Raw genomic sequence first — 24,077 nt, 5'->3', positions numbered from 1 at the left:
ATTGATCGAGGTGTTATCCATGGCTGCAAGCCTCATTTTCAACATCTTCGTGGCGCTGGTTTGGACATTCCTGAAAGGGGAGTTCAACTTAGTTAACCTGGTGTGGGGCTATATTTTAGGGGCCGGAGTGTTGTTCCTGTTTCCCAAGATCCCCCCGGGGAAAATGTATACCAAGAAGATCCTGGGTTTCATTGACCTGGCCTGGGTCTTCCTGGTTGAGCTGGTGAAAGCCAATATCGCGGTCTTGAAGCAGGTGTGCAAGGGTACCGTCAATCCTCCTTCGGGGATTGTGGCTTATCCTTTGGAGGTCAAATCTGATTGGGGGATTACCGTCCTCGCCAACTTAATCACCTTGACACCGGGTACTATTTCCATGGAAGTGTCGCCGGACCGGAAAACCCTGTATATCCATACCCTGGAGATCGAGGACCCGCAATCAGTCATCGAAGGAATCAAGGAATCCTTCGAAAAACGGGTACTGGAGGTGTTCGAATGATCGACCTGGTGGCCAATGTAGCTTTGGCAGCTTTGGGGGTAGGTGCTTTACTCTGCTTGTACCGGATTGTGACCGGCCCTACGGTGCCGGACCGGGCCGTCGGCACCGACACGCTGGTGATGCATGTGTTGGCGGCCATTGTGCTGCTGTGCATCAAGGAAAACACGCTGATCTTTTCCGATGGTATCCTGACCATTGCCATCCTCAGTTTTGTGGGCACGACTGGGCTGGCCAAATTCATAGTAAAGGGTGTTATCATTGATCGAAATCATCGTTAGTCTGCTGATCCTGGTTGGCTTGCTGTTCATCCTTGCCGGTGCCGCCGGTGTTTACCGCATGCCGGATTTCTACTGCCGTGCCCACGCTTCCGGCATGACTTCCACCTTGGGTGTAGGATTCCTAATGCTAGCGGCGGTGGTGCATTTCACCGCCTTGACGGGGGAATTTGCTTTTAAGCTGTTGCTGATGACATTGTTTATCTTCTTTACCAGCCCCATTGCCAGCCATATGATCACCCGGGCAGCGTATTTTGCCGGGGTGAAGCAATGGAAAGGCAGCGTGCTGGATCAGATGAAGGACTACACACCGCCTGCCGAAGAAGGCGCAGTGCAAGGAAACGGAGCGCCCAAGTCCGCGAGATAACCTTGATCGGGAAAAGGCAATACCCGGGGGTGTTAGCCATGACCCCCCGGGTATTTACTTGGTTTTGGGATATACGATGTGCTGAGTTTAGGTAGCACATATTCAGCAAAGAGGCCACAAAACGTGGGCGAATCATGGCTCGCACCATCTTCCGCTTAATTTCATTAGTGGAAAATTAAGGACGAAATATTGACACACTCTTTGGAGATGATAAAATAGAATTAGAAACAACAGTTAGTTGTGCGTTGGGATGAAAGCCCTGTCCAACTCGAAGTCTTAAGTTCCTACTTAAGATATTTATGTAGAGTTGACGGGGCTTACTTGTTCTTGACTTTACTTTGGTCAATGTAGTATTCTCTTGGTATGAAGTTCCAGTGTCTGTATGGCTGATTCCATTTGTCAGCTAAATCCGCTATGCCTGTTGATACCCCGATATTGAAATTCGGATGTATATCTCTGATAAGTCGATTGATATGTTTGTATAACTTTTCTTTTGCGATGGTTTTCTTACCCCTTCGAAATTGACCGGGAGGTTTTTCTTTATGCATATCATTCAGCCGGAATTGCATTGCTCCTAGTATGACGTCAGTGCACTGAAGAATAACATGGTTATGAGATATTACTTCTGTTATATCCTGTCTATCAATTACTATGTGGGCCTTTTGAAATGGTTTCAGGTGCTGTAACCCATAAATATAATCTTTAAATCTTTCGTTTTTCTCTCTTGTATCCGGCAGCTTATCGAAATAGATCCTAAGTCTTACTGGCTGGCCGGTAGAGTTGCAATATTGTAAGCCAAAGGCATGTTTAATAAATTGGTAATACAAAAGGAAATACCCGTTTTCGATTTGTTCCCGGGTAAGGTTTTTCGGAGGGGTATAATTATGTGTAAACATAATCCTTACCTTAACTATGTTATCTTTGACAAAAGCAAAAAATACATCCATTAGTTGCATGTATTTTTCGAGGTAATTCGTTGACACCTTGTTCCATTTAACTTCACCAAGTATGTTTAACTCTTTCTTCTTTTCACATAATGATGCATTGACAAGCATTAAATCCTTAGAACTAACTAAAGCACCGCCATAAAAGTTTTGGAAATATTTTCCCTGTTTAACGGATTCATCGCAATAGATGATATATTCCAAACTTGCGTCCTCCTCCGCAATCTGTTAACGACGTGATTTGTTATGTGTCTGTTATCCATGGCATAATTTAAGCAAGGAATGAACGCTATTAAGACTATTGTTGTGTTGCCAAAACCCGCAATAATAGGCCCTATGGCTACTGCCGGCCGTCTTTTCCACCCGTTCCTCAATTCCAATTCTTATCGTGCCCAGTTGGCCCGGACCTATCAATGGATACCATGGTAGATTATATTCCCGAGTTATGGTCGCCTTTAATTTTAATCATTCGAGAAGTCTTAGCAGGCTTTCAATAACAAAACTGAATCTTTATATTCACTATTATGGGTAGACATCCCTTTTTTGGATGATATTCTTATTTGAATGAGATTTGGTTAATAAGCAACGGGGATGGTTCTCCCGTGGTTTTCAGATCCACAGGATAGTTTTGCCCTGGATGCTGCTGGAAAATTAAGACAACCGGTGATATAATATTTCAAGCAGCATGACAAGGAACGTTTCAAAGAAGACCCGTACCTGTACGGCGCCGGGGAACGGTTCTTACACCTGTCCATTGAATGTGCCGTTGACAGCGGCAACCACATTATCTCTGACATGAGGTATAAAAAGCCCGGCAGTTATCGAGACATTTTTGTCGTATTAGGGGAGAAGCATGTTATCTCCACGGAATTGGGTAGAAATTTACGGATATGGCCTACTTTCGTAATATACTGGTACATGACTATCTAAGACCGGACCGCGGGATTGTATATGATATCATCGCCGGTAATGTGGCTGATTTGAAATCATTTGCAGCGCAAATTGCCGCCCGGTACTTGTCTTAAGGCAGCGCCTGCCGCGGGGGCAGCAATAAAAACGCTCCGTGGGAAGGCCCTGTTACGCCCGATTGTCCTTTTACCAGCCCTTTGAGCGCAGCTTTACGCTGCGCTTCAGACTGTAGACAAAAGGGTGTTCGGTGTTAATCGTAGGGCTGCATGGGACCAAGAATCAAAAGAGCGAGGGAGCTCGAGGGAGAACGCCGACCTCTGAGCACCGCCAGGTGCGAATGGGAGGCGTCCGAGAGCGACCGAGCTCATCCCCAAATGGGGCTCCTTGCAGCCGGCGATTAACACCGAACACAAAGAGACAGTTAGTCAACAAGCTGGAGTGCAGCTTTACGCTGCCTTTTTTATTTACTACAATTGAAGCAAGGACGTAACCGTTTTGTCCCAGCGGCGGTTGTGTTATACTATGTTTTAATAACAATGACCACAACAAAAAGCGAGGCCTGCTGATGAACGTAACCCGTTATTGCAAGATTTTCCCGGGCAGTCCCGGCGGCGACTGCCTGACGGAAGCGGCAATGATCCTGAGATGGGGCGGTACCGTCGCCTTTCCCACGGAGACTGTCTACGGCCTGGGAGCCAACGCCCTGAATCCCGCCGCCGTGGCCAAGATTTTTGCCGCTAAAGGACGGCCTGCGGATAATCCCTTGATCGTACATATTGCCAGGGTGGATGACCTGGACATGCTGGTCCGCGAGATGCCGCCGGAGGCTGAACTGTTGATGAACGCTTTTTGGCCCGGCCCCTTGACCCTGGTGCTGCCCAGGCGCAGGTGCGTACCCGATGTGGTGACCGCCGGCCTGGACACCGTCGCCGTCAGGATGCCGGCCCACCCGGTGGCCCTGGCCCTGCTGGAAAAATCCCGGGTGCCGGTGGCTGCTCCCAGCGCCAATCTTTCCGGCCGGCCCAGCCCCACCACCGGGCTGCATGTCTTAAAAGACCTGGCCGGGAAAGTGGATCTGGTGCTGGACGCAGGCGGAACGGCCGTCGGGGTGGAATCCACCGTTTTAGATCTTACCGCAAGCCCCCCGGTGATTTTGAGGCCCGGCGGAATCACCAAGGAAGAACTGGAGGAGGTCATCGGCCCGGTGGTCCTGGATCCGGCTTTGACGACCGAAGGAGGAAAAGAGTTCAAACCCAGGGCGCCGGGGATGAAATATACCCATTATGCCCCCAAAGCCCGGGTGACGGTGGTCGTCGGCCTCACCGCCGCCGGGCTCTATACCTTAAGCCGGCTGGTGCAGGAGGCAAGAGACCGGGGCTTGCGGGTGGGGCTTTTGCTCACCGCGGAAACGGCCCGTTCCTATCGAGAACAACAACTGGTCCCACCCCATTACCTGGAGGTGTTAGGGTCAAAGGACCACTTGGAGGAAATCGCTAATCGTCTTTACGGCGCTCTGCGCAACTGTGACCGGTACCGGTTGGACCTGGTTTATGCCGAAGGAGTGCCGCCCCAAGGCTTGGGGCTGGCCATTATGAACCGGCTCACCAAAGCCGCCGGGCGCCGCATCCTGCGGGTCTAAGGGTTGCCCGGGGCGAATAGGATGTAGTGGTGATGGGCCTATGGCAACGGTGATGGCGGTAAGCCTGTTGGCCGGTCTGGCCACGGTGGGGGGTGCCCTCATTACCCTCCTCTGGGGCGGGGCAGCCAAAAGAGTTTTAGCTTGGATGTTGGGCCTGGCGGCCGGAGCCATGCTGGGGGTGGCGGGTTTGGACCTGCTCCCTTCCGCCTGGCGGCTGGGGGGACCCTGGCACCTGGCGACCGGGTTGGTATCGGGCCTGGGGCTGGTATGGTTGATCGGCCGCCGGTTGGAGGCGGGGGAAAAGGGCGACCGGCTGGCTCGGGTAGGTTATTTGGTGGCGGCAGGGATCGCCCTCCATGACCTGCCGGAGGGCATTGCCATTGCGGCCGGTTATGCGGCGGCACCCACCTTGGGATGGGTAATTGCTGTCGCCATTGGCTTTCACAATATCCCGGAAGGGATGGCCATGGCCGCCCCCATGCTGTTGGGGGGCCAGCGGGCCGGACGGATCCTCTCCACCGCCTGGTTAGTCAGCCTGGTGACCCCCTTGGGAGCCGGGCTGGGTTTTTTGCTGGTGGGCATTTCCGCTCATTTCATTGCCTACCTGCTGGCCTTGGCCGGTGGGGCCATGCTCTACATCGCCCTGTGGGAACTTTGGCCCCAGGGCCGGCGGGAGGGAAGTTCCCTGGCCCTGCGGGGAGGACTGGCGGGTTTGCTGCTGGTGCTCCTCTTGACGCTCCTCGAATAGAGCAGGTAAAAGAGCCGTTGTGGGTAATAATAATAGAGGAAACGCCTCTGGGCACCGGTGCCGCGGGCCGGCGGTTTGCCCCTGGGGCGGATCATGCATTGGCTTGGCCGGTGCAAGGTATAAACGGAGGTATACAGTGAATTTCTTAACGATCCTGGTCGTCGCCGGAGCTTTGGGTACGGATGCCTTTTCCCTCGCCGTCTGCATGGGTATGGGGAAGGGGAAAAACCGGCAAGTCTATCTTTTTCCCGTGGTCGTGGCCCTTTTTCACGTGCTTATGCCCCTGGTGGGGCTGGGGGCCGGGCTCATGCTGGGCAAAGTGCTGGGCCGGGTAGCCGGCTACATCGGCGGGGCCGTCTTGGTCCTCATGGGGCTGCACATGTTCCATGAAGCCCTGGCCAAAAGAGAAGCGGGGCAGGATTGCCCCACTCCCCTGCCTGCCGCCGGTGCCGGCCGCAGCCGGGTCCTAACGGGCTTATGGGCCCTGGTCATCCTGGCGGGCAGCGTCAGCCTGGATGCCCTAACGGCGGGCCTGAGCCTAGGGGCTTTGAAAGCTAACCTGTGGCTGACCGTCGTTACCTTCGGCCTGGTAGCCGGGGGTATGACCCTGGCCGGATTGTTGTTTGGAGAAAGACTCGGCTGTTGGCTGGGGGAAAAAGCCCAGCTAATAGGCGGTATTTTTTTAGCCCTGATCGGTGTGACCATGTTCTTCTAGCTTGGGAGGAGACGGATGCACATGACCAAAGTGTTGTTTGTCTGTACCGGCAACACCTGCCGCAGTCCCATGGCCGGGGCTTTGGCGGGAAAACTGGCCCGGGAGCACCGGGTGCCGTGGGAGATTAAGACCGCCGGGGTTTTCGCTTTTCCCGGCAGCCCCGCCAGCGACCAGGCCGTGGCGGTCATGGAGGAAATGGGACTGGACCTGAGGGACCACGCGGCAACGCAGGTGACGGGGGAATTAATCGATTGGGCTGACTGGATTATTACCATGACGGAAGCCCATAAAGAGCAGCTGCTGGCCGCCTTCCCGCAGGCCGGGGACAAGCAGGTGATCTCTTTCAATATCCCGGACCCCTTCGGCGGCACCCTGGCGGATTACCGCCGCACCGCAGAGGCCCTGCAGGAAGCCTTGACCGGCATCCTGTCCCGTTTCCGGGAAGAAAACTAAAGGAATTATGTCTAGAAATGGCGAAAGATCTAGTCGGCCTTTTGCCGGGTACCGGCAGAACGACCGGCATTTTGCACCCTGTAACGGAAAGGAAGGAACAGCATGCGGATTGCCCTCGGCAGTGACCATGGCGGGTTCAAGTTAAAACAAGCCATTGCCAACTACTTGCAAGAGCGGGGAATTGCATACCTGGATTTCGGCACCATGAGCGAAGCTTCGGTGGATTACCCTGATTTCGCCCTGCTGGTGGCGGAAGCCGTTAGAAGCGGGGAATGCGACCGGGGTATCCTCGTGTGCGGCACCGGCATCGGCATCGGCATTGCCGCCAATAAAGTGCCCGGCATCCGGGCCGCTTTGTGTCACGACACTTTTTCCGCCCGGTTTTCCCGGCAGCATAACGACGCCAATATCCTTACCCTGGGAGAAAGGGTGATCGGGACCGGTTTGGCGCTGGAAATCGTGGAGGCCTGGCTGGCCGGCGACTTCGAAGGGGGCAGGCACGCCCGCCGGGTGGACAAGATCACCGCCATCGAGCAGAAATACGGCGCCGTGGAGGCGCCCCCAAAGACACCGGACCCGGCCCGGATCGCTTTGGAAACGAGCCAAGCCGTCACCGGCCTGCTGGCCCAGGCCTCCTACCAGCCCCGGGACATCCTGGTAGTAGGCTGCAGCACCAGCGAAGTGGCCGGCGAGCGCATCGGTTCCGCCGGGAGCTTGGCCATTGCGGAAACCATCCTGCAGGAACTCCTGGCCGCCGCCCAGGGGCGGGAGCTGTACCTGGCCGTCCAGTGCTGCGAACACCTGAACCGGGCCCTGGTGGTGGAAGAAGCCTGCGCCCGGCAGTACGGCCTGGAAATCGTCCAGGTGGTGCCCCATGCCAAGGCCGGCGGGGCCCTGGCGGAAGCGGCCATGAGCCGCTTTGATCAGCCGGTGGTGGTGGCCGGGGTTCAGGCTCACCTGGGCATGGATATCGGTGACACCTTCATCGGCATGCATTTACGGCCCGTGGTCGTGCCCGTCCGCCTGCCCATCAAGCAGATCGGGCATGCCCATCTCACCCTGGCCAAAACCAGGCCCAGGCTCATCGGGGGAGAAAGAGCCAGGTACAGCCGCTGAGGAGGTGGAGCCATGCGGCCTTCCTGGGATGAATACTTTATGGAGATTACCAAGCTGGTGGCCAAGCGGTCCACCTGTTTGCGGCGTCACGTGGGGGCGGTGCTGGTGAAAGACCGGCGCATCCTCACCACCGGTTATAACGGCAGTCCCTCCGGGCTCACCCACTGCAGTGAGATTGGGTGTCTCAGGGAAAAGCTGGGGGTGCCCTCCGGCGAGAGGAACGAGCTGTGCCGCGGCATCCATGCGGAGCAAAACGCCATCGTCCAGGCGGCTCTCCACGGCGTGAACATTAAAGGAGCCGTACTGTACGTGACCCACCAGCCCTGTGTGACCTGTGCCAAGATGCTGATCAATGCCGGCATCTCCGAGATCGTCACCCTGGGTGACTATCCCGATGCCCTGGCCCGGGAACTCTTGGCGGAAGCAGGCGTCCCGATCAGAAAACTTTAGATGGGGGAGAACCATGAAGAGCAAAATCATTACCCTGCCTCGCCTGAGCAAGCTCTCCCCGACCCTGGAATCCACCGCCTTAAAGCTCATGGAAGAGGCAGGCGAGCTGGCCCAAGCCATCGGTAAATTCCGGGGCTTGAACGGGGAGAAGATCAGCCTGGAGGAAGAAGAAATCATGGGGAAGATCACCGAGGAGCTGCTGGATGTGGCCCAGACGGCGGTCTCCATGATGTTTGTACTGGAAGAACGATACGGGATCGATATCGACAAGGCCCTGGGAGCCCACATCGACAAGCTGGCTAAGAAAGGCTATCTCTAGGGTTCCCGGAAAGGAGTTATCTATGTTGAAAGTGATTACCGTCTTCGGCACCCGGCCCGAAGCCATCAAAATGGCTCCCCTGGTGCGGAAACTGCGCGAGACACCCCATGTGCGCTGCCTGGTGGCCGTCTCCGCCCAGCACCGGGAAATGCTGGACGGGGTGCTGGAGCTCTTTAACATCATTCCTGATTACGACTTGGATATCATGCGGGAAGGCCAGACCCTCTCCCAGATCACCTGGCGGGTGCTGGAGGGCCTGGGGGAAATCTTTCGCCGGGAACAGCCCGACCTGGTGCTGGTCCATGGGGATACCACCACCACCTTTGCCGCCGCCCTGGCGGCTTTTTATGAGCAAATCCCTGTGGGCCATGTGGAGGCGGGCCTGCGCACCGGCAACAAGTATGCTCCGTTTCCCGAAGAATTGAACCGCCGGTTGACAGGAGCCATCGCCGATTGGCATTTTGCGCCCACGGAGCAGGCCAAACAGAACCTCTTGCGGGAAAATGTCGATCCGGAGTCCATCTTTGTGACAGGCAATACGGTGATCGACGCCCTGCTGGACGCGGTGGCGGAAACGGAAGGAATTGTCGAAGAACCGGAGCTGCGCAAAATAGATTTCGACAAGAAGGTACTCCTTTTGACGGCCCACCGGCGGGAAAACTGGGGGGAGCCCATGCGCGACATTTTCTGCGCCTTAAAGCGCATCGTGGCGGAACACCCCGATGTGGAGCTGGTCTTTCCCGTCCACAAGAACCCGAAAGTGCGCACCACGGCCCGGGAAGTGCTGTCTGGGGAGCCCCGTATCCACTTAATCGAGCCTTTGGACTACGCGCAGTTCGTCTACCTGATGCACCGCTCCCATCTCGTGCTCACGGATTCCGGCGGGCTGCAGGAAGAGGCCCCGGCCCTGGGCAAACCGGTGCTGGTCTTAAGGGACATCACCGAGCGCCCGGAGGCGGTGGAGGCAGGCACGGTGCGGGTGGTGGGCACCCGGGAGGAAGAGGTGTACCGGCATACCAAGGCCCTCTTGACGGACCGGGAACTGTACCGGCAGATGGCAGAAGCGGTGAACCCCTACGGGGACGGGCAAGCCTCCCGGCGCATTGTGGAAGCCCTTTTATTTGTCTCCGGCCAATCCCGGGAGAGACCGGAGCCTTTTATGCCCGGTCGATTTCCAAAGTTTGTGAAATGAATGTCGTGAAAATTTCTCCGGTTGAACAAGGAATTGGGACATCTATAGCGAATAACACAAATCGTGTATCTAGCGGCAGGCAAATGTATAATTGTGTTCACGTTTACAAATTTTAACAGTATCAAGCAAGGCGAGGATAATATATGAAGAGCCAGGATTACTGGAGATACGCCAAGTATGCTAATTTCGCCGTCTCCTTTGGCGTCACCATGGCCGCCAGCCTCTTTCTGGGCTTTTACGGCGGGCGGTGGCTGGACCGGAAGCTTGGTACTGAACCCCTTTGCCTGGTGCTGGGTCTGTTAGGCGGTGCAGCCATGGCTTTTTACTCCATGCTCAAGGAACTGCAGGCGCTGGATAAGTTCAACCCACCGAAGGATGCTCGTAAGGATGACTAGCCCAACCATGACCATGCAGGCGGAGATGAAAAAGCGGATACAGCTGATGCTGCTGGTGACCTGCTTTTATGTCCCGGTTTTCCTGCTCTGCGGCCTTCGCCTGGCGGTGCTGGGGCTGCTCCTCGGCACGGCGGTGAGCATCTTTAACTACTGGCTGGTAGCCAAGGACCCGTGGGAAAAGACTTTCAATCCCTTATTGAAGCGATACCTGGCCCGCATGATCCTGGACGGCATCCTGGTGATAGGCACCGGTCTGATCCATATGCAGCTCGTCCTCGGCGCGGTGGCCGGGTTGACTTTGGAAATGCAGACATACCTTTTGGCGGCTTTCCCGGTAATTTTTCGCAGGTAATACCAGTTTGCCGCAATTTGTGTGAAGTTGATCCAGAAATGGCGTATACAGGATTCTCCCGGCTGTCCGGCGCCCGGCGGCACCTGATCCTGAAGCAAAGGGGGTGAAAACTGGTCTATGAGTGAAGCGAAAATCCATGAGTTGACCCACATTATGGAGCACTTGTCGCCCCACACCGTCTTTCACATCGGGCCGATCCCCATTACCACTACGGTGGTCACGACTTGGGTCATCATGGCGATCCTATTCATCGTAGCCTTTATCTGTACCAGGAACCTGACCCTCGTGCCCCGTCGCGGCAGACAACATTTCATAGAGCTGTTTGTCCTGTTCATCTGGAGCGTCTTGGAGAACGCCATGGGTCGAGACGGTAGAAGGTTCCTGCCCTTGGTGGGAACATTATTTATTTTTATCCTCTTCCTCAACCTGGCCTGGTTCATCCCGGGGCTGAAGCCTCCGACCATGGATCTCAGCACCACGGCCGCTTTTGGGGTGACCACCATCATCCTGGTGCAGCTCATTGGCATCGCCAACAGGGGGCTGGGCAAGTACCTGCATCATTTCGTGTCGCCTAACCCGGCCATGATGCCGCTCAACGTGGTGGAGGAGTGTGTGAAGCCCGTTTCCCTCTCCCTCCGTCTCTACGGCAACATGTTCGGCGAAAAAATGGTGACTTCCATTCTGGCGATTCTAGTGCCCCTGATCGTACCGGTTCCGGTGCAATTGCTAGGTGTGCTGATGGCATTTATCCAGGCCTTCGTCTTTACCTTATTAACCACCACCTACATTGCCACCATGGTACACGGGCATTAGGGAGCTTAGCAGTTTTTATCATTTGCCAGCTTGATTTACCTTGGAAAGGGGGGAAATCTACATGACGGCTTTAGCATTCGTCGGTGTTGCGTTAGCGATTGGCTTGGTAGGTTTAGGTTCTGCCTTGGGACAAGGTAATGCCGCCGCCCGGGCCATGGAAGGTATCGCGCGCCAGCCGGAAGCCGCTGGTGAAATCCGGACTTCTTTACTTTTGGCCTTAGCATTTATGGAGGCGTTAACACTCTTTGCCTTCGTTATTGCAATTCTCATGTGGACCAAGATTGGATAAATGTCCGCTAAAAGGGCGGATAAGGATGGCCTTATTCGCCCCATGTATTATTTAAGGCCGGAGGTGAGAAGATTATGGAGGTCCTGCAAGCCCTGAACTTTAACGGATGGACTTTTGTTACTAACGTCCTCAACCTCCTCATTACCATTGGGGTTTTATATATCATTGCTTATAAACCGGTGACCAAGCTGCTACTGGAGCGGGAGCAGAAGATCGAGGGCGCCATCAACGAGGCCGCCCAGAAAAGGGAAGAAGCGCAGAAACTCCTGGCCAAGTACGAAGAACAAATCCAAAACGCCAGGAGTGAGGCCCAGGCCATCATTGCCAATGCCACTAAAGTGGGCGAGGAGATGAAGGAAGAGATCATCAAGAACGCCCAGGCAGAAGCCGGCAAGATGCTGGAGCGGGCCAAAGCGGAAATCGAAATGGAAAAAGCCCGGGCCCTGAAAGAGATCAAAGAGGAAATGGCGACCCTGGTCGTGCTGGCTGCCGGCCGGGTGATCAATAAAGAACTGTCCCAGAAGGACCATGAGCGGCTGATCCATGACTTTATCGTAGAGGCAGGGGAGCTGCAATGAGCAGGCAGATCGTGGCCGGCCGCTATGCAGGCGCTCTATTCTCCCTGGCCAAACAGCAGGATTTGCTCCCCCAAGTGGAACAGGATTTAAAGAACCTGGCGCAAGTCCTGGCCGGCAGTGAGGAGTTAAAAGAGGTCTTGCAGAATAAGCGGATCGCCAGTTATAAAAAATACCAGTTGATGCAGGAACTCTTCGGCCAGGCTTTCCAGGCACTCACCTTGAACTTCATCGGGGTCATCCTGGAAAAGCGCCGGGAGGAGTACTTAGAGGACATCATCAAGAGCTTTGAGCGAGAATTGGACCGCCATCACGGCGTGATGGAAGCGGAAATACGCACTGCCGTTGAACTACCGGAAGAAGACAGGCAAGCCCTGGCGGAAAAACTGGCCAAGGCCACCGGCAAACAGGTCAGGCTGAGGTACCGGCTGGATCCGGGTCTGATGGCAGGTGCTGTATTAAAGATCGGCGACAAGGTGATTGACGGCAGCGTTGCCACCAGGCTTAAGAATCTCAAAGCCCAGCTGAGTGGTTAGGTGCCTTTTTTTGAAGTTTGGATAGTGAGGTGAAGAAGAAGAATGAGTCTGCGACCGGATGAGATTAGTTCCATTCTCAAGAACCAGATCCTTAATTTCCGGTCCGAGGTCGAAGTGGCTGATGTAGGTACGGTGATCCAGGTAGGGGACGGTATTGCGCGGGTTTACGGTCTCGAAGGAGTCATGGCCGGGGAGCTCTTACTCTTCCCCCAGGATGTCTACGGGATGGCCCTCAACCTGGAAGAGGACAACATCGGCTGCGTGATCCTCGGCCCTTATACCCATATTCGTGAAGGGGACGAAGTCAGGAGAACCGGCCGGATCGTGGAAGTACCGGTGGGAGAAGCCTTAATCGGCCGGGTGGTCAATGCCATGGGCCAGCCCATCGACGGCAAAGGTCCCATCATCACCGACCAGTACCGCCCGGTGGAAAACGTGGCCCCCGGTGTCGTGTACCGGCGCCCGGTGCACCAGCCCCTGCAAACGGGTCTCAAGGCCATTGACGCCCTGGTTCCCATCGGCCGGGGACAGCGGGAGCTGATTATCGGCGACCGGCAGACGGGTAAAACGGCCTTGGCCGTGGACACCATCATCAACCAAAAAGGCCAGAACGTCATCTGCATTTACGTGGCCATCGGGCAGAAAGCCTCCACCGTGGCCTCCGTGGTGAACAACCTGGAGAAAGCCGGCGCCATGGAATATACCATCGTGGTGGCGGCAACGGCCAGTGAACCGGCTCCCATGCTCTATATCGCCCCGTATTCCGGCTGTGCCATGGGCGAGTATTTCATGTACAACGGCAAAGACGTGTTAGTGGTATACGACGATTTATCCAAGCAAGCCGCCGCTTACCGGGAATTATCCCTGTTGTTGAGACGTCCGCCCGGACGGGAAGCATACCCCGGCGACGTGTTCTATCTCCACTCCAGGCTTTTGGAGCGGGCGGCAAAGCTTAATGACGAGATGGGCGGGGGGAGTCTTACGGCCCTGCCGATCATTGAAACCCAAGCCGGTGACGTGTCCGCCTATATTCCTACGAACGTGATCTCCATTACCGACGGGCAGATCTTCCTGGAATCCGACTTGTTCTATGCCGGTATCCGCCCGGCCATCAACCCCGGTATCTCCGTGTCCCGGGTGGGCGGTGCCGCCCAGATCAAGGCCATGAAGCAAGTGGCCGGCCGCCTGCGGATTGAGCTGGCCCAGTACCGGGAGCTGGCTGCTTTCGCCCAGTTCGGTTCCGACCTGGATAAAGCCACCCAAGCCCGCCTGGCCCGCGGCGAACGGCTGACGGAAATCTTGAAGCAGGATCAATACCAGCCCATGCCCGTGGAAGAACAGGTGGCCATTATCTTTGCCGCCACCAACGGCTATTTGGACGATATCCCGGTGGAGCAAGTGCGGCCCTTTGAAAAGGAATTCCTGCCGTACCTGCGCAATTCCCATCCCGAGATCTTGCGGGACATCAGGGAATCCGGGAAGCTCTCCGATGAAACCATCGCCGCCCTGAAAGGGGCCATCGAAGAATTCAAGCAGACCTTTACCGGAGGAAAAAACTAGCGAGCCTGTAACGCTTCGTGAAGAAGCGTCCGGAAGGTGGTGAAGTACCGAAATGCAAGGAATGCGGGACATTAAAAGGCGGATCCGCAGTATTAAGAATACCCAGCAGATCACCAAGGCCATGAAAACCGTTTCGGCGGCGAAGCTCAGGAAAACCCAGAACAAGGTTATCTCCGCCCGTCCTTATGCCAACAAGCTGCTGGAAGTGCTGGGCCGGTTGACGGCGGGGGTGGAGACATACGAGCATCCCTTGTTCGTGCCCAGAAACGGCAACCGGACCGCTTACGTGGTGCTGACCGGGGACCGGGGCTTTGCCGGCGGCTACAACGTGAACGTGGCCAAGCTGGCGGAATCCCTGATCCGCGAAAACCCGGAAGAACAAGGGGTGATCATCGCCTGCGGCCGGAAAGGCCGGGATTATTTCCGCATCCGCGGCTACAACATTATCCGGGAATACCTGGACATCGGCGACGATCCCCACTACATCCAAGCCCGGGAGCTGGCCCGGGAATTGACCGCTTTATACGAGCAAGGGGAAGTGGATAAAATCCACTTGGTTTATACCAAGTTCCATTCCGCCATCCGTTACGAGCCCCTGGCCCAGCAGCTGCTGCCCATCCTAGCCGCTCCCCAAGGGGAGACGGAAGGGGAACTGGAGTATATTTACGAACCGGAGAAAGAATCCCTGCTCCATACTTTGGTGCCCCGTTACCTGGAGGTGCAGGTCTACCGGGCCCTTTTGGAAGCCAAAGCCAGCGAGCACGGGGCGCGGATGACGGCCATGGATAACGCTACGGAAAACTGCGCCGAGATGATCGACCAGCTCACCCTGTCCTTCAACAGGGCGCGCCAGGCCGCCATTACCAAGGAAATCTCCGAAATCGTGGGTGGCGCCGCCGCCCTCAGCTAGTGATTACCAGCGAAGAAAGGAGTTGAGACCCATGAATGTAGGCAAGATCGTGCAAGTTATCGGGCCGGTAGTGGACGTGAGATTTACCGAGCAGTTACCGGACATCTATACCGCCGTCGTTGTGCGCAGCGAAGACCAGCCAGCCGGCTTGGCCGAAGGTGATTTCCATATCACCATGGAGGCCATGCAGCACCTGGGCAACGACACCGTCCGCTGTGTGGCCCTTTCCTCTACCGACGGCTTGAAACGGGGCATGGTCGCCATCGATACGGGCGGCCCCATTAAAGTGCCGGTCGGTCCCGCCACCCTGGGCCGGATCTTCAACGTGGTGGGCGATCCTATCGATAACATGGGCCCCGTCAACGCGGAAGAGCAATGGCCCATTCACCGCCCGGCTCCCGCTTTCGTAGACCAGAGCCCCTCCACCGAGATCCTGGAAACGGGCATCAAAGTGGTGGACCTCCTGGCCCCTTATGCCAAGGGTGGTAAAGTCGGCCTCTTCGGCGGTGCCGGTGTCGGCAAGACGGTGCTCATTATGGAACTCATCCGCAACATCGCCTACGAGCACGGCGGTTATTCCGTCTTCGCCGGTGTGGGCGAGCGGACCCGTGAAGGTAACGACCTCTGGTTGGAAATGAAAGAATCCGGGGTTATCGAAAAAACCGCCCTCTGCTTCGGGCAGATGAACGAGCCCCCCGGCGCCCGCCTGAGAATCGGTCTCACCGGCCTCACCATGGCGGAGTATTTCCGGGATGTGGAAGGCCAGGACGTGCTTTTATTCATCGATAACATCTTCCGTTTCACCCAGGCCGGTTCCGAAGTGTCAGCCCTCTTGGGCCGGATGCCTTCCGCCGTGGGTTACCAGCCCACCCTGGCCACGGAAATGGGCCAGCTGCAGGAGCGGATTACCTCCACCAAGAAAGGGTCCATTACTTCCGTGCAGGCCATCTACGTGCCCGCCGACGACTTGACGGACCCGGCTCCGGCGACGGCCTTCGCCCACCTGGATGCCACCACCGTGTTGTCCCGGAGTATCGCCGAGCTCGGTATTTACCCCGCCGTGGACCCGCTGGATTCCACCTCCAGGATTTTGGACCCGCGGGTTGTCGGGGAGGAGCATTACCGGGTGGCCCGGGGCGTCCAGCAGGTGCTCCAGCGCTATAAGGAACTGCAGGACATCATCGCCATCCTGGGTATGGATGAATTGTCGGAAGAGGACAAGATCATCGTGGCCCGGGCCAGAAAGATCCAGCGCTTCCTGTCCCAGCCCTTCCACGTGGCGGAAGCCTTCACCAACACACCGGGCCGGTACGTACCGCTTAACGAAACCATCCGCGGCTTCAAAGAGATCCTGGAAGGCAAGCATGACGACTTGCCGGAACAAGCCTTCCTGATGGTGGGTACCATTGACGAAGCCGTGGCCCAGGCCAAGCAAATGATGGCTTAAAAGGGCGGGATAACCATGACGAAGAAAATTACGCTGGAAGTGGTGACGCCGGAACGGGTGGTGCTCCGGGAAGAAGTGGATTCCTTCATCGCCCCGGCCAAAGAAGGTTACCTGGGCGTCCTACCCGGGCACGCTCCCCTGGTGGCCGAGTTGAGCATCGGGGTCTTAACCTACAAGGCTGATGGAAAGCAAGACACCGCCGCCATCTCCGGCGGCTTTATGGAAGTAGCCCAGGACAAAGCGGTGCTTTTGGCCGATACCGCCGAGCTGGCCGGGGAAATCGATGTGGACAGAGCCCTCCGGGCCAAGCAAAGAGCGGAAGAACGGCTGGCCAAGCGCGATCCCGGGCTGGACGTGGCGCGGGCGGAAGCGGCTTTGCGCCGGTCCCTGGCTAGACTGAAAGCGGCAGGGCGCTCCTAAAAGATTACAGGAGCGCCTCCTTGTGTCTTGTTGCAAAAACTACCAGACGACCGGGCAGGAAATGTCCCGGAGGAAGTCGAATAGAAGTTAACAGCTTGCTTTTCTAAAAAGCAATGCAATTAACCAAAGGGCGTGGAGGCCGCAAGGAGATCCTTGCGGCCTCTGCGTTTATTGCGCCTGCACAGAGAGACGGTTCTACCATGGGCTTATAACACAAGTACCGCCCATTCTCGCCCCTGTGTATTCCCCCTGTCGTAAAAGACTGCCGGTACTTTGGACCGGCGACCGGGAGTATAGACGCCCCTCCCCTTGGCAAGAATACCAAAAGAAGGAGGGGTCTTGGCTTGATGAGCCTGAAGCGACATTATTATCTGATTGTTGGACTACTGGCAGTCCCGGCTGCCTTGTTATATACCTGGATCCTCCGCTCCGGCCCGGAGCCCCTGCCTGCCGGTGCCCAGCTGGTGCCGGCCCTGACAGCTGCCGCTGTGACACCCCGGGAAGGGGTGCTGCAAGCCCGGGTGGAACTGCCGCCGGAAAGGGAGGCGGCCTGGGAAGAGGCACTCCTGGTCTTGGGCCCGGCCCTTTTCCCCCCGGGCCCGGAGCCGGTGGTGAAAAAGACTGAGAACGGCTGCTTGTTCCATGACCCATCCGGTGGCATGGAGCTGGCCTTGGCACTGACCGCCCAGGGGGGCCGGGCCCGCCTTTTGGCTCAAGCCACCCTGCGGGACGTGGACCAATTGCCCAAGCTGGAGCGCCACTGGCAGCAGGTGTTTTCGTCTTACGGCCTTGAGGCCCAGTACGCCGCCTTGCTGGCAGGTACCTTGCCCGGCCGCGCCGCGTATAATGAAATAGAAGCACTGCTGGGGAACATTTTTCAATCCCTGGACGTCCGGCAGACGTGGCAAACCACGGACGGCCTGCTGGTCAGCTGGGCCGGCCATTCCCCCAGGATCAAGTCCTTTGTCCGGGATGTGCGGGGCGAGCCTGTCAATGTCCAGGCGGCGGCCCGTTATCACCCCTTGGATAACCGGACTCATATTTATTTAGGTTCACCTTTGATCTACCGGGATTACTAGCCCCTCTTTTCCCCTTGCAGCGGGGGCAGCCGGACAGGGTCCACCCGGTAAGCCCCTTCATCCCGGGGTGCCGGCGGGTGGTAATACTGAACACCGGCCGGGTTACATATATTGGCAGGGGCCTGGCTGTAAAGATTTGTAGGAAGGAAATACGACCGCCGTGTGGAATAATGTAAAAGATTGCGGAACAGGGAGGAACAGCCGTTGGAAAAACTCTCCATTACTGGGGGAAGGCGACTCACAGGCAAAGTCACTGTGAGCGGCGCGAAAAATGCCGTATTACCCATTATCGCCGCCAGTTTGCTGGCGGAATCACAGTCCTATTTACACGAAGCGCCACGGCTGGCTGATGTCCACACCATTGTCCAGCTCATTGAAGAATTGGGCGCCCAAGCCCATTGGCAAGATAACAATTCCCTCCTGATCGACACCCGCTCCATCGCCGAGGTGGAACCGCCCCAGGAGTATGTCCGGAAGATGCGGGCTTCTTTTCTTGTTATGGGGCCTTTGCTGGCTAAGAAGGGCCGGGCCAGGATGTGGCTGCCCGGCGGCTGTGCCATCGGCAGCCGCCCCATAGATCTCCATTTAAAAGGCTTCGCCGCCTTGGGGGCCCAGGTGCGCATCGGCCACGGGGTGGTGGAAGCTAAGGCGGATCGCTTGACCGGCGCCCGGGTTTACCTGGACTTTCCCAGCGTCGGCGCCACGGAGAACATCATGATGGCCGCCACCCTGGCGGAGGGAACCACCATTATCGAAAACGCCGCCGAAGAACCGGAAATCGTGGCCCTGGCCACTTTTCTAAACAGCATGGGCGCCAGGGTGACGGGAGCCGGTACCAATATCATTAGAATTGAAGGCGTGAAGGAACTCCACGGGACTACCCACACCATCATTCCCGACCGGATTGAAGCCGGCACCTTCATGGCCGCCGCCGCGGCCACCGGGGGCGATGTGTTGGTGGATAACGTGATCGCGGATCACTTGAAGCCCATCATTGCCAAGCTGGAAGAAGCAGGGGTGGAGATTTACGAGGAAAACGGGGGGCTTAGGGTCAAAGCAGATAATGATCTCAAGTCCGTGGATGTGAAAACCCTGCCCTATCCCGGCTTTCCCACCGACATGCAGGCCCAGATGATGGCCCTTTTAACGGTGGCCCGGGGTACCAGCGTGGTAGTGGAGACGGTTTTCGAGAACCGTTTCATGCACGTGGACGAGTTAAAGAGGATGGGGGCGGACATCGTCATTGAAGGCCACACCGCCGTGGTGAAAGGGGTGTCCAAACTCTCCGGCGCTCCCGTCAAGGCCACCGACTTAAGAGCCGGCGCCGCTTTAGTCATCGCCGGCCTCATGGCCGAGGGAACCACGGAACTGGACTGTGTGCATCACATCCACCGGGGCTACGAAAACCTGGTGGGAAAACTGAAGGCTCTAGGAGCCCAGATAGAGGAAAAATAGAGGAGCAGCGCGGGCTGCTCCTTATTTAATGTATAACGACGGATCCAGGGGCTCCCCGTGCTGGTGGAGCTCAAAATGGAGATGGGTGCCCCGGCTGCCCTCCGCCGGCGGGGAACCTGCCAACCGGCCCAATTGGGTACCCGCTTCCACCCACTGTCCCGGCACCACTTCCACATCCTGTACCGGGGCGTAATGGCTTTCCCAGCCGTCCCCGTGGTCAATGGTAATCATTTTCCCGTACAGTTCATGGTCGGCAATGGCTGTCACCGTCCCCGCCAGCACCGCCGTTACCGGTGTGCCTCTAGGGGCCATGTAGTCAATGCCGCCGTGGAGCCGGTAGTCATCAAAAAACTCCGCGTAGCCGAAGCGGAAAGCGGCCACCACCTGCCCCTGGATGGGTTTGCGGCTCTGGGTCCAGTCCGGGCCGGTGGCGGCGGTTAACCCTCCTCCTTTTTCTTCACCGGCAGGTTCCTCGGCCGCCTCCGCCGGGATATGCGCCGGTGCCGTAGGGCTGCCCTCCGGCAGGTGCACCGGTTCTTTCAGGAGCACCGGCGTGGATTGGGCCGGTGGGTGGGACTGGGTGGTGATCTCCACCCTGGTGCCCTGCCCGGAGGAGACGTACTGGCCTAAAGACACGATGCCGGTGATGACCAGCCCCGCTACCAGCACCCGGTAGGCGGGATGCTCCTTCACCCGGGGAAGCTTAAACGTCCTACCCCGGCCTTCTTCCATTTTAAAGCGCAAATTAATTATTTTTCTGGCATTTTGGAAAAAAGTATACGGTTTAAACACTGCTCCATCACCTCAGTAACTATTATTGACGGCGCTGGAGCCCCTTAAACCGTCCCGCTGGCCATAAAATGCCATATTATGGCATCCTCTCATACTCATCCGGCCCAGGCCAACCCTTCCTTCTACCAGTCTTGTTCAAAAGGCTCTTAAATTCGGTGAGGCTGGCCCGGAGAATATCGTCCATTTATTCATGGCCTGGCAAAAGTGCCCTAGAGAGTATTCCCTCTCCATTCCCTGACCCGGTAAAGGGGGCCTCAAAAATATTCCCGGTGTAAAGCCGGCCTTGAGAACTCTCCCCCTCTATTCCGTGATCCGGTAAAGCTGGATACCGTTATAATAATAGGAAAGTATTTGCTGGTAGTTGTATCCTTCCAGGGCCATCCCGTTGGCCCCGTACTGGCTCATGCCCACCCCGTGGCCGTAGCCCTTGGTGGTGAAGATCACCCGGTCTCCCTGCCTTTCCCAGGACACCGCCGCCGAGTTGAGATCCAGGAGCCGGCGGAATTCCTCCCCGGTGAGGACTTGATCTCCCACTTGGATCTTTTTCACCCGCCCACCCCCGGTCAGTTCCAGCACCTTGAGGGGCAGGCCCGGTTGCCCGGCCAGGCTCCCCGGGTCCAGACCCAGCCGGGTGGCCACTTCGGAAACATCATAGGTCACCTGGGCGTGATACTTAGGCGACACCAGGTCCCAGGGGGATTCCACGCTGCGCAGGTAAGGCACCGCCAGTTTCCACACCTCCTCCGAGTTCTCCGTGTTGCCGTTGGAGGTGGAGTGGTACACCGGGTCGATCAGCTTCCCCTGGTACGTGGCCACCACTCCTTCCGTATCCCGCACCGCTTGCTCGATTTTGTTCCGGTGCAGGTAATAAGGGAACAGCCCCCAGCGGGCCCGCAGCTCCTTGGGGGAATGCCAGGCCTGGCAGTGAGCGGGGTCGTTGCAAACATCCGCTTCCGGGTGGTGGGGATTGCCCCCCTGGGCGGCGATTTCTTTTCGCTTCAGGGCGTAAGTGCGGGCCACCACTGCCTGGGCTTTCAAGGCCTCCGGTGCAAAGACCGCCGGCATTTCCGCCGCCACCACTCCCACCAGGTACTCCTCCAGATCCATGGTGACCACCTGGCCCGTTTCTTGCAAGAGCACCCGCAGCTGCACCTGCCCCGGCGTGATTTTCACCCGCTCCTCCTGCCCGGCCGGGGTCCAGAAATAAAGCACGGCCGCCGGCAGTACCACCACCAGCAGCACCGTGCAAACTATCATGGCAATCAATAAGCGGCGCATGACTTCCCTCCCGTGCCCCCTGTCCCGTAAGGGCTTGTGCTGCTTGTACATTCTATGAGGCGGGGACCCCGGTTATTCATCATCTTTCCTGTTCTTTTTGCCCCCAAAGGTTCATATAAATCAGAATAAAAAGCAAACTTCATAGGGGGCTCGGGCATGCAAGACTATATCCGCCAGCGGGTGCTGGATATTAGCAAATATATTATTGAATCTTCCGCCACCGTGCGGCAAACGGCCGGTGTGTTCGGGGTCTCGAAATCCACGGTACATAAGGATGTCACGGAACGCCTCCCGCAAATCAATGAGCAGTTGGCCAAGGAAGTGCGGCGGGTGTTAGACCAGAACAAAGCGGAAAGACACCTCCGCGGCGGCGAAGCCACCAGAAAAAAATACAAAGAAGGAGAAGTTTCGTAGTTTGCGGACAGGAATCCTCTCCTTTTTAGCGAAATGAATATGCTGAACAACACAGGTGTGAGGAGAGGAGTTGTAGTATTTTGGCTTGGGGTTTAGACATCGGCATAGACCTGGGCACCGCCAGCGTCCTCGTCTATGTCAAAGGTAAAGGCATTGTCTTGAACGAACCATCCGTAGTGGCTATCGATAAAGTGACCAATAAAATCATTGCCGTCGGGGAGGAAGCCCGGCGCATGCTGGGCCGGACCCCCGGCAACATCGTCGCCCTGCGGCCCATGCGGGAAGGGGTCATTGCCGACTACGACACCACCGAAAAGATGCTGCGCCACTTCATTGAAAAAGCCTGCGGCCGGAGATTCTTGTTCAAGCCGCGGGTTATGATCTGTATTCCCTCGGGGGTTACCGGCGTGGAGGAAAGGGCCGTCCGGGAAGCCGCCCTGGCCGCCGGGGCCAGGCAAGCCTATCTCATGGAAGAGCCCCTGGCTGCCGCCCTGGGCGCCGGCATGGACATCAGCGACGCCTGCGGCAGCATGATCGTGGATATCGGCGGCGGCACCACCGACGTGGCGGTGATTTCCCTGGGAGGCATCGTCATCAGCAAGTCCCTGCGGGTGGGGGGCGATAAATTCGATGAAGCCCTGGTGCGCTACATCCGCCGGGAATACAACCTCATGATCGGGGAGCGGACCGCCGAGGAACTGAAAATCGCCATCGGCACCGTGAACCCCAAGAAGATGACGGAACCAAAGTCCATGGACATCCGGGGCCGGGATCTGGTCTCTGGTCTTCCCAAAACCATCACCGTCACCTCGGAGGAAACGGCCATTGCCGTGCAGGAGCCCATTGAAGCCGTCATCGGCGCCGTGAAAGAAGTGCTGGAGAAAACGCCCCCGGAACTGGCGGCGGATATCGTGAACAAGGGCATCGTTCTCACCGGCGGGGGCGCCTTGTTAAACGGGTTGGATACCTTATTAATGGAAGAAACCAACCTGCCCATTCACATCGCCGAGGATCCCATTTCCTGCGTGGCCGCCGGCACCGGCAAAGCCCTCAGCATGCTCAACGTGCTGCAGGATAAGGGCTCCATTTCCAAAAAACTGCTGGTATAACCAGCGGGACACCTGGGTTACATTAACCATGAGGTGATCCCGTACATGCGATCTTTTTGGACAAAGCTCTTTATGGCGGGACTGCTGTGGGGAGCTTTTTTTCTTATCCCCGGCGCGCCGGCCCTAAGTCAACCGGAAAGCCTGAATTCCCAAACGGACAACCTCAACGTCCTTTTCCTCGGCTTTGAAGACGAGGAGTTGGCCATGGTGGCCGTCTACAGCATCAACCACCGGGACCGGTTCCAGTCCGCCGCCGTCTTTTTCCCGCCCCAGGGGCAAGTACCCGGGCAGGGGATGGATTTCCGCCGTTATTACCGGGAAGCGGGCCTGCTGCGTCTGCGGCAGGCGGTGGAGGAGTGCCTCCGGGTGCCTATTGCTTACCAGGTCACCATCAAAAACTCCATCATGGATGAAGTGGAGCAAATCACCGGCCCCATCCTGGTCAACGGCAAGCGGGTGGATCTGAAAGGCATCTTTACCATGGCCCCCGGCCCCCAGGACGAGGAAATCCTGGGGGAGCTGGTGCGCCGCCTCACCAAAGCGGAAGTCTATTTCTGGCACCTGCCCCGGCTCTTTCTAAAGGCCAGGTACTACATCAGCACCGATTTTCCCCTGACCTGGGATAACCTCCGGCTTCACTACCGCATCGCCTCCAACCTCAACCCCCGGGAGCTGCGAAAATTCATCCTGTCCCTGGAACCGCAGTTCACCCCCGGTACAGGGATTACCTGGCATTTTCAGGAGGAGCAACTCAGCCGGGTCCTGTATGACCTGACCGCCTGAGAATCAGCATTTGAGGGCCGCGGGCCCACGGCCGGTCCTGAGTTACCCAGCTGGCCGGCTGCGGGCTGTGCCGCTGAAAGACTACCCGGTTTTACCGGCAGGCCCGGGCGCAGGCCCGGACCCATTCGGTTTCCTGCCCGCCAAGCCCTCCTCCCTACCGGTCGCCGGCGGCAGAGGCGGGAGTCGCCCGGCAAGCCCCTTGACCCGGCCCGGTTTCCCCGGCCCACCGGCAAAAAAATGGCACGGC

General features: G+C 57.2%; 31 protein-coding genes and 1 pseudogene. 29 read left to right on the top strand and 3 right to left on the bottom strand.

Annotation, left to right across the window (positions count from 1 at the left end; all coding sequences use genetic code 11):
* Position 1: 1 nt before the first annotated feature.
* From GXX34_06160 to GXX34_06150, 3 genes are read left to right on the top strand one after another with little or no spacing between them, the layout of a single operon-like run.
* A complete protein-coding gene (locus GXX34_06160; GenBank protein HHW07103.1) occupies positions 2–496 on the top strand; it encodes a Na+/H+ antiporter subunit E in 495 nt (164 codons plus the stop codon).
* Complete coding sequence (locus GXX34_06155; protein ID HHW07102.1) at positions 493–774, top strand: Na(+)/H(+) antiporter subunit F; 282 nt, start codon at positions 493–495, stop codon at positions 772–774. The genes GXX34_06160 and GXX34_06155 overlap by 4 nt, the downstream gene beginning before the upstream one ends.
* Positions 755–1,138 (top strand): Na+/H+ antiporter subunit G, encoded by a 384-nt coding sequence (locus GXX34_06150; GenBank protein HHW07101.1) that lies wholly within the window; start codon positions 755–757, stop codon positions 1,136–1,138. The genes GXX34_06155 and GXX34_06150 overlap by 20 nt, the downstream gene beginning before the upstream one ends.
* Before the next feature lie 317 nt (positions 1,139–1,455).
* Here the strand turns inward: GXX34_06150 and GXX34_06145 are convergent, their stop codons facing one another.
* Entirely contained in the window at positions 1,456–2,286 is an 831-nt protein-coding gene (locus GXX34_06145; GenBank protein HHW07100.1) for a DUF3800 domain-containing protein, read from the bottom strand.
* A gap of 513 nt (positions 2,287–2,799) precedes the next feature.
* Here GXX34_06145 and GXX34_06140 point away from each other — a divergent pair.
* The 23 genes and pseudogenes from GXX34_06140 (at position 2,800) to murA (ending at position 19,454) form a co-directional block, all read left to right on the top strand.
* Positions 2,800–3,012, top strand: a complete 213-nt coding sequence (locus GXX34_06140) for a DUF86 domain-containing protein (GenBank protein ID HHW07099.1) — start codon at positions 2,800–2,802, stop codon at positions 3,010–3,012.
* Positions 2,973–3,107, top strand: coding sequence for a DUF86 domain-containing protein (locus GXX34_06135; GenBank protein HHW07098.1), 135 nt, complete (start codon positions 2,973–2,975; stop codon positions 3,105–3,107). The genes GXX34_06140 and GXX34_06135 overlap by 40 nt, the downstream gene beginning before the upstream one ends.
* A 449-nt stretch (positions 3,108–3,556) precedes the next feature.
* Positions 3,557–4,630 (top strand): threonylcarbamoyl-AMP synthase, encoded by a 1,074-nt coding sequence (locus GXX34_06130; protein ID HHW07097.1) that lies wholly within the window; start codon positions 3,557–3,559, stop codon positions 4,628–4,630.
* A gap of 40 nt (positions 4,631–4,670) precedes the next feature.
* Entirely contained in the window at positions 4,671–5,378 is a 708-nt protein-coding gene (locus GXX34_06125; GenBank protein HHW07096.1) for a ZIP family metal transporter, read from the top strand.
* Positions 5,379–5,514: 136 nt separating this feature from the next.
* On the top strand, positions 5,515–6,093 hold the full coding sequence (locus GXX34_06120; protein ID HHW07095.1) for a manganese efflux pump: 579 nt from the start codon (positions 5,515–5,517) through the stop codon (positions 6,091–6,093).
* A 21-nt stretch (positions 6,094–6,114) separates the two neighbouring features.
* Positions 6,115–6,546 carry a low molecular weight protein arginine phosphatase gene (locus tag GXX34_06115; GenBank protein HHW07094.1) on the top strand — a complete coding sequence of 144 codons (432 nt, stop codon included), beginning with the start codon at positions 6,115–6,117 and terminating at the stop codon, positions 6,544–6,546.
* A gap of 102 nt (positions 6,547–6,648) precedes the next feature.
* A pseudogene (gene rpiB, locus GXX34_06110) lies at positions 6,649–7,086 on the top strand (ribose 5-phosphate isomerase B).
* A gap of 45 nt (positions 7,087–7,131) precedes the next feature.
* Positions 7,132–7,662: a TIGR01440 family protein gene (locus tag GXX34_06105; protein HHW07093.1), complete on the top strand. Its 531-nt coding sequence runs from the start codon at positions 7,132–7,134 to the stop codon at positions 7,660–7,662.
* A 12-nt stretch (positions 7,663–7,674) separates the two neighbouring features.
* Positions 7,675–8,112 carry a cytidine deaminase gene (locus GXX34_06100; protein HHW07092.1) on the top strand — a complete coding sequence of 146 codons (438 nt, stop codon included), beginning with the start codon at positions 7,675–7,677 and terminating at the stop codon, positions 8,110–8,112.
* Positions 8,113–8,125: 13 nt separating this feature from the next.
* On the top strand, positions 8,126–8,431 hold the full coding sequence (locus GXX34_06095) for a nucleotide pyrophosphohydrolase (GenBank protein ID HHW07091.1): 306 nt from the start codon (positions 8,126–8,128) through the stop codon (positions 8,429–8,431).
* A gap of 22 nt (positions 8,432–8,453) precedes the next feature.
* Positions 8,454–9,623: a UDP-N-acetylglucosamine 2-epimerase (non-hydrolyzing) gene (wecB, locus tag GXX34_06090; protein HHW07090.1), complete on the top strand. Its 1,170-nt coding sequence runs from the start codon at positions 8,454–8,456 to the stop codon at positions 9,621–9,623.
* Positions 9,624–9,766: 143 nt separating this feature from the next.
* Positions 9,767–10,018, top strand: coding sequence for an AtpZ/AtpI family protein (locus tag GXX34_06085; protein ID HHW07089.1), 252 nt, complete (start codon positions 9,767–9,769; stop codon positions 10,016–10,018).
* Positions 10,011–10,370 carry a hypothetical protein gene (locus GXX34_06080; protein ID HHW07088.1) on the top strand — a complete coding sequence of 120 codons (360 nt, stop codon included), beginning with the start codon at positions 10,011–10,013 and terminating at the stop codon, positions 10,368–10,370. The genes GXX34_06085 and GXX34_06080 overlap by 8 nt, the downstream gene beginning before the upstream one ends.
* Before the next feature lie 117 nt (positions 10,371–10,487).
* Positions 10,488–11,183, top strand: a complete 696-nt coding sequence (atpB, locus tag GXX34_06075) for a F0F1 ATP synthase subunit A (protein HHW07087.1) — start codon at positions 10,488–10,490, stop codon at positions 11,181–11,183.
* A 61-nt stretch (positions 11,184–11,244) separates the two neighbouring features.
* Positions 11,245–11,472, top strand: coding sequence for an ATP synthase F0 subunit C (atpE, locus tag GXX34_06070; GenBank protein HHW07086.1), 228 nt, complete (start codon positions 11,245–11,247; stop codon positions 11,470–11,472).
* Between the two features lie 74 nt (positions 11,473–11,546).
* Positions 11,547–12,050 (top strand): F0F1 ATP synthase subunit B, encoded by a 504-nt coding sequence (atpF, locus tag GXX34_06065; GenBank protein ID HHW07085.1) that lies wholly within the window; start codon positions 11,547–11,549, stop codon positions 12,048–12,050.
* Entirely contained in the window at positions 12,047–12,583 is a 537-nt protein-coding gene (locus GXX34_06060) for a F0F1 ATP synthase subunit delta (GenBank protein HHW07084.1), read from the top strand. The genes atpF and GXX34_06060 overlap by 4 nt, the downstream gene beginning before the upstream one ends.
* Positions 12,584–12,625: 42 nt before the next feature.
* Complete coding sequence (locus tag GXX34_06055) at positions 12,626–14,143, top strand: F0F1 ATP synthase subunit alpha (GenBank protein ID HHW07083.1); 1,518 nt, start codon at positions 12,626–12,628, stop codon at positions 14,141–14,143.
* 52 nt (positions 14,144–14,195) lie between these two features.
* Positions 14,196–15,053: a F0F1 ATP synthase subunit gamma gene (locus tag GXX34_06050; protein HHW07082.1), complete on the top strand. Its 858-nt coding sequence runs from the start codon at positions 14,196–14,198 to the stop codon at positions 15,051–15,053.
* 31 nt (positions 15,054–15,084) lie between these two features.
* Positions 15,085–16,500, top strand: a complete 1,416-nt coding sequence (gene atpD / locus GXX34_06045; GenBank protein HHW07081.1) for a F0F1 ATP synthase subunit beta — start codon at positions 15,085–15,087, stop codon at positions 16,498–16,500.
* 15 nt (positions 16,501–16,515) lie between these two features.
* Positions 16,516–16,920 (top strand): F0F1 ATP synthase subunit epsilon, encoded by a 405-nt coding sequence (locus tag GXX34_06040; protein HHW07080.1) that lies wholly within the window; start codon positions 16,516–16,518, stop codon positions 16,918–16,920.
* Between the two features lie 347 nt (positions 16,921–17,267).
* Positions 17,268–17,999: a hypothetical protein gene (locus GXX34_06035; GenBank protein HHW07079.1), complete on the top strand. Its 732-nt coding sequence runs from the start codon at positions 17,268–17,270 to the stop codon at positions 17,997–17,999.
* Between the two features lie 204 nt (positions 18,000–18,203).
* A complete protein-coding gene (murA, locus tag GXX34_06030; protein ID HHW07078.1) occupies positions 18,204–19,454 on the top strand; it encodes a UDP-N-acetylglucosamine 1-carboxyvinyltransferase in 1,251 nt (416 codons plus the stop codon).
* A 21-nt stretch (positions 19,455–19,475) separates the two neighbouring features.
* On the opposite strand, the gene GXX34_06025 is transcribed toward murA, so the two are convergent.
* Both GXX34_06025 and spoIID read right to left on the bottom strand, forming a co-directional pair.
* A complete protein-coding gene (locus tag GXX34_06025) occupies positions 19,476–20,186 on the bottom strand; it encodes a M23 family metallopeptidase (GenBank protein ID HHW07077.1) in 711 nt (236 codons plus the stop codon).
* A gap of 360 nt (positions 20,187–20,546) precedes the next feature.
* Positions 20,547–21,524, bottom strand: coding sequence for a stage II sporulation protein D (gene spoIID, locus GXX34_06020; protein ID HHW07076.1), 978 nt, complete (start codon positions 21,522–21,524; stop codon positions 20,547–20,549).
* 156 nt (positions 21,525–21,680) lie between these two features.
* Between spoIID and spoIIID the strand changes: the two genes are divergently transcribed.
* The 3 genes from spoIIID (at position 21,681) to GXX34_06005 (ending at position 23,830) form a co-directional block, all read left to right on the top strand.
* Positions 21,681–21,938 carry a sporulation transcriptional regulator SpoIIID gene (spoIIID, locus tag GXX34_06015; protein HHW07075.1) on the top strand — a complete coding sequence of 86 codons (258 nt, stop codon included), beginning with the start codon at positions 21,681–21,683 and terminating at the stop codon, positions 21,936–21,938.
* 77 nt (positions 21,939–22,015) lie between these two features.
* Entirely contained in the window at positions 22,016–23,047 is a 1,032-nt protein-coding gene (locus GXX34_06010) for a rod shape-determining protein (protein ID HHW07074.1), read from the top strand.
* Between the two features lie 72 nt (positions 23,048–23,119).
* A complete protein-coding gene (locus GXX34_06005) occupies positions 23,120–23,830 on the top strand; it encodes a hypothetical protein (protein ID HHW07073.1) in 711 nt (236 codons plus the stop codon).
* Positions 23,831–24,077 lie beyond the last annotated feature (247 nt).

It is taken from the genome of Clostridia bacterium, assembly GCA_012840125.1.
In the GTDB taxonomy this organism is placed as follows: Bacteria; Bacillota; DULZ01; order DULZ01; family DULZ01; genus DULZ01.
This window is presented reverse-complemented; position numbering and strand designations above follow the sequence as displayed.

What these genes read in the sequence shown, in the direction of transcription:
- GXX34_06155 (HHW07102.1), top strand. Translation starts at nt 493, where the DNA reads ATGATCGACCTGGTGGCCAATGTAGCTTTGGCAGCTTTGGGGGTAGGT.
- GXX34_06135 (HHW07098.1), top strand. Translation starts at nt 2,973, where the DNA reads ATGGCCTACTTTCGTAATATACTGGTACATGACTATCTAAGACCGGAC.
- GXX34_06130 (HHW07097.1), top strand. Translation starts at nt 3,557, where the DNA reads ATGAACGTAACCCGTTATTGCAAGATTTTCCCGGGCAGTCCCGGCGGC.
- GXX34_06125 (HHW07096.1), top strand. Translation starts at nt 4,671, where the DNA reads ATGGCAACGGTGATGGCGGTAAGCCTGTTGGCCGGTCTGGCCACGGTG.
- GXX34_06115 (HHW07094.1), top strand. Translation starts at nt 6,115, where the DNA reads ATGACCAAAGTGTTGTTTGTCTGTACCGGCAACACCTGCCGCAGTCCC.
- GXX34_06100 (HHW07092.1), top strand. Translation starts at nt 7,675, where the DNA reads ATGCGGCCTTCCTGGGATGAATACTTTATGGAGATTACCAAGCTGGTG.
- GXX34_06095 (HHW07091.1), top strand. Translation starts at nt 8,126, where the DNA reads ATGAAGAGCAAAATCATTACCCTGCCTCGCCTGAGCAAGCTCTCCCCG.
- wecB (HHW07090.1), top strand. Translation starts at nt 8,454, where the DNA reads ATGTTGAAAGTGATTACCGTCTTCGGCACCCGGCCCGAAGCCATCAAA.
- GXX34_06085 (HHW07089.1), top strand. Translation starts at nt 9,767, where the DNA reads ATGAAGAGCCAGGATTACTGGAGATACGCCAAGTATGCTAATTTCGCC.
- GXX34_06080 (HHW07088.1), top strand. Translation starts at nt 10,011, where the DNA reads ATGACTAGCCCAACCATGACCATGCAGGCGGAGATGAAAAAGCGGATA.
- atpB (HHW07087.1), top strand. Translation starts at nt 10,488, where the DNA reads ATGAGTGAAGCGAAAATCCATGAGTTGACCCACATTATGGAGCACTTG.
- atpE (HHW07086.1), top strand. Translation starts at nt 11,245, where the DNA reads ATGACGGCTTTAGCATTCGTCGGTGTTGCGTTAGCGATTGGCTTGGTA.
- atpF (HHW07085.1), top strand. Translation starts at nt 11,547, where the DNA reads ATGGAGGTCCTGCAAGCCCTGAACTTTAACGGATGGACTTTTGTTACT.
- GXX34_06060 (HHW07084.1), top strand. Translation starts at nt 12,047, where the DNA reads ATGAGCAGGCAGATCGTGGCCGGCCGCTATGCAGGCGCTCTATTCTCC.
- GXX34_06055 (HHW07083.1), top strand. Translation starts at nt 12,626, where the DNA reads ATGAGTCTGCGACCGGATGAGATTAGTTCCATTCTCAAGAACCAGATC.
- GXX34_06050 (HHW07082.1), top strand. Translation starts at nt 14,196, where the DNA reads ATGCAAGGAATGCGGGACATTAAAAGGCGGATCCGCAGTATTAAGAAT.
- atpD (HHW07081.1), top strand. Translation starts at nt 15,085, where the DNA reads ATGAATGTAGGCAAGATCGTGCAAGTTATCGGGCCGGTAGTGGACGTG.
- GXX34_06040 (HHW07080.1), top strand. Translation starts at nt 16,516, where the DNA reads ATGACGAAGAAAATTACGCTGGAAGTGGTGACGCCGGAACGGGTGGTG.
- GXX34_06035 (HHW07079.1), top strand. Translation starts at nt 17,268, where the DNA reads ATGAGCCTGAAGCGACATTATTATCTGATTGTTGGACTACTGGCAGTC.
- GXX34_06025 (HHW07077.1), bottom strand. Translation starts at nt 20,186, where the DNA reads ATGGAAGAAGGCCGGGGTAGGACGTTTAAGCTTCCCCGGGTGAAGGAG.
- spoIID (HHW07076.1), bottom strand. Translation starts at nt 21,524, where the DNA reads ATGCGCCGCTTATTGATTGCCATGATAGTTTGCACGGTGCTGCTGGTG.
- spoIIID (HHW07075.1), top strand. Translation starts at nt 21,681, where the DNA reads ATGCAAGACTATATCCGCCAGCGGGTGCTGGATATTAGCAAATATATT.
- GXX34_06005 (HHW07073.1), top strand. Translation starts at nt 23,120, where the DNA reads ATGGCGGGACTGCTGTGGGGAGCTTTTTTTCTTATCCCCGGCGCGCCG.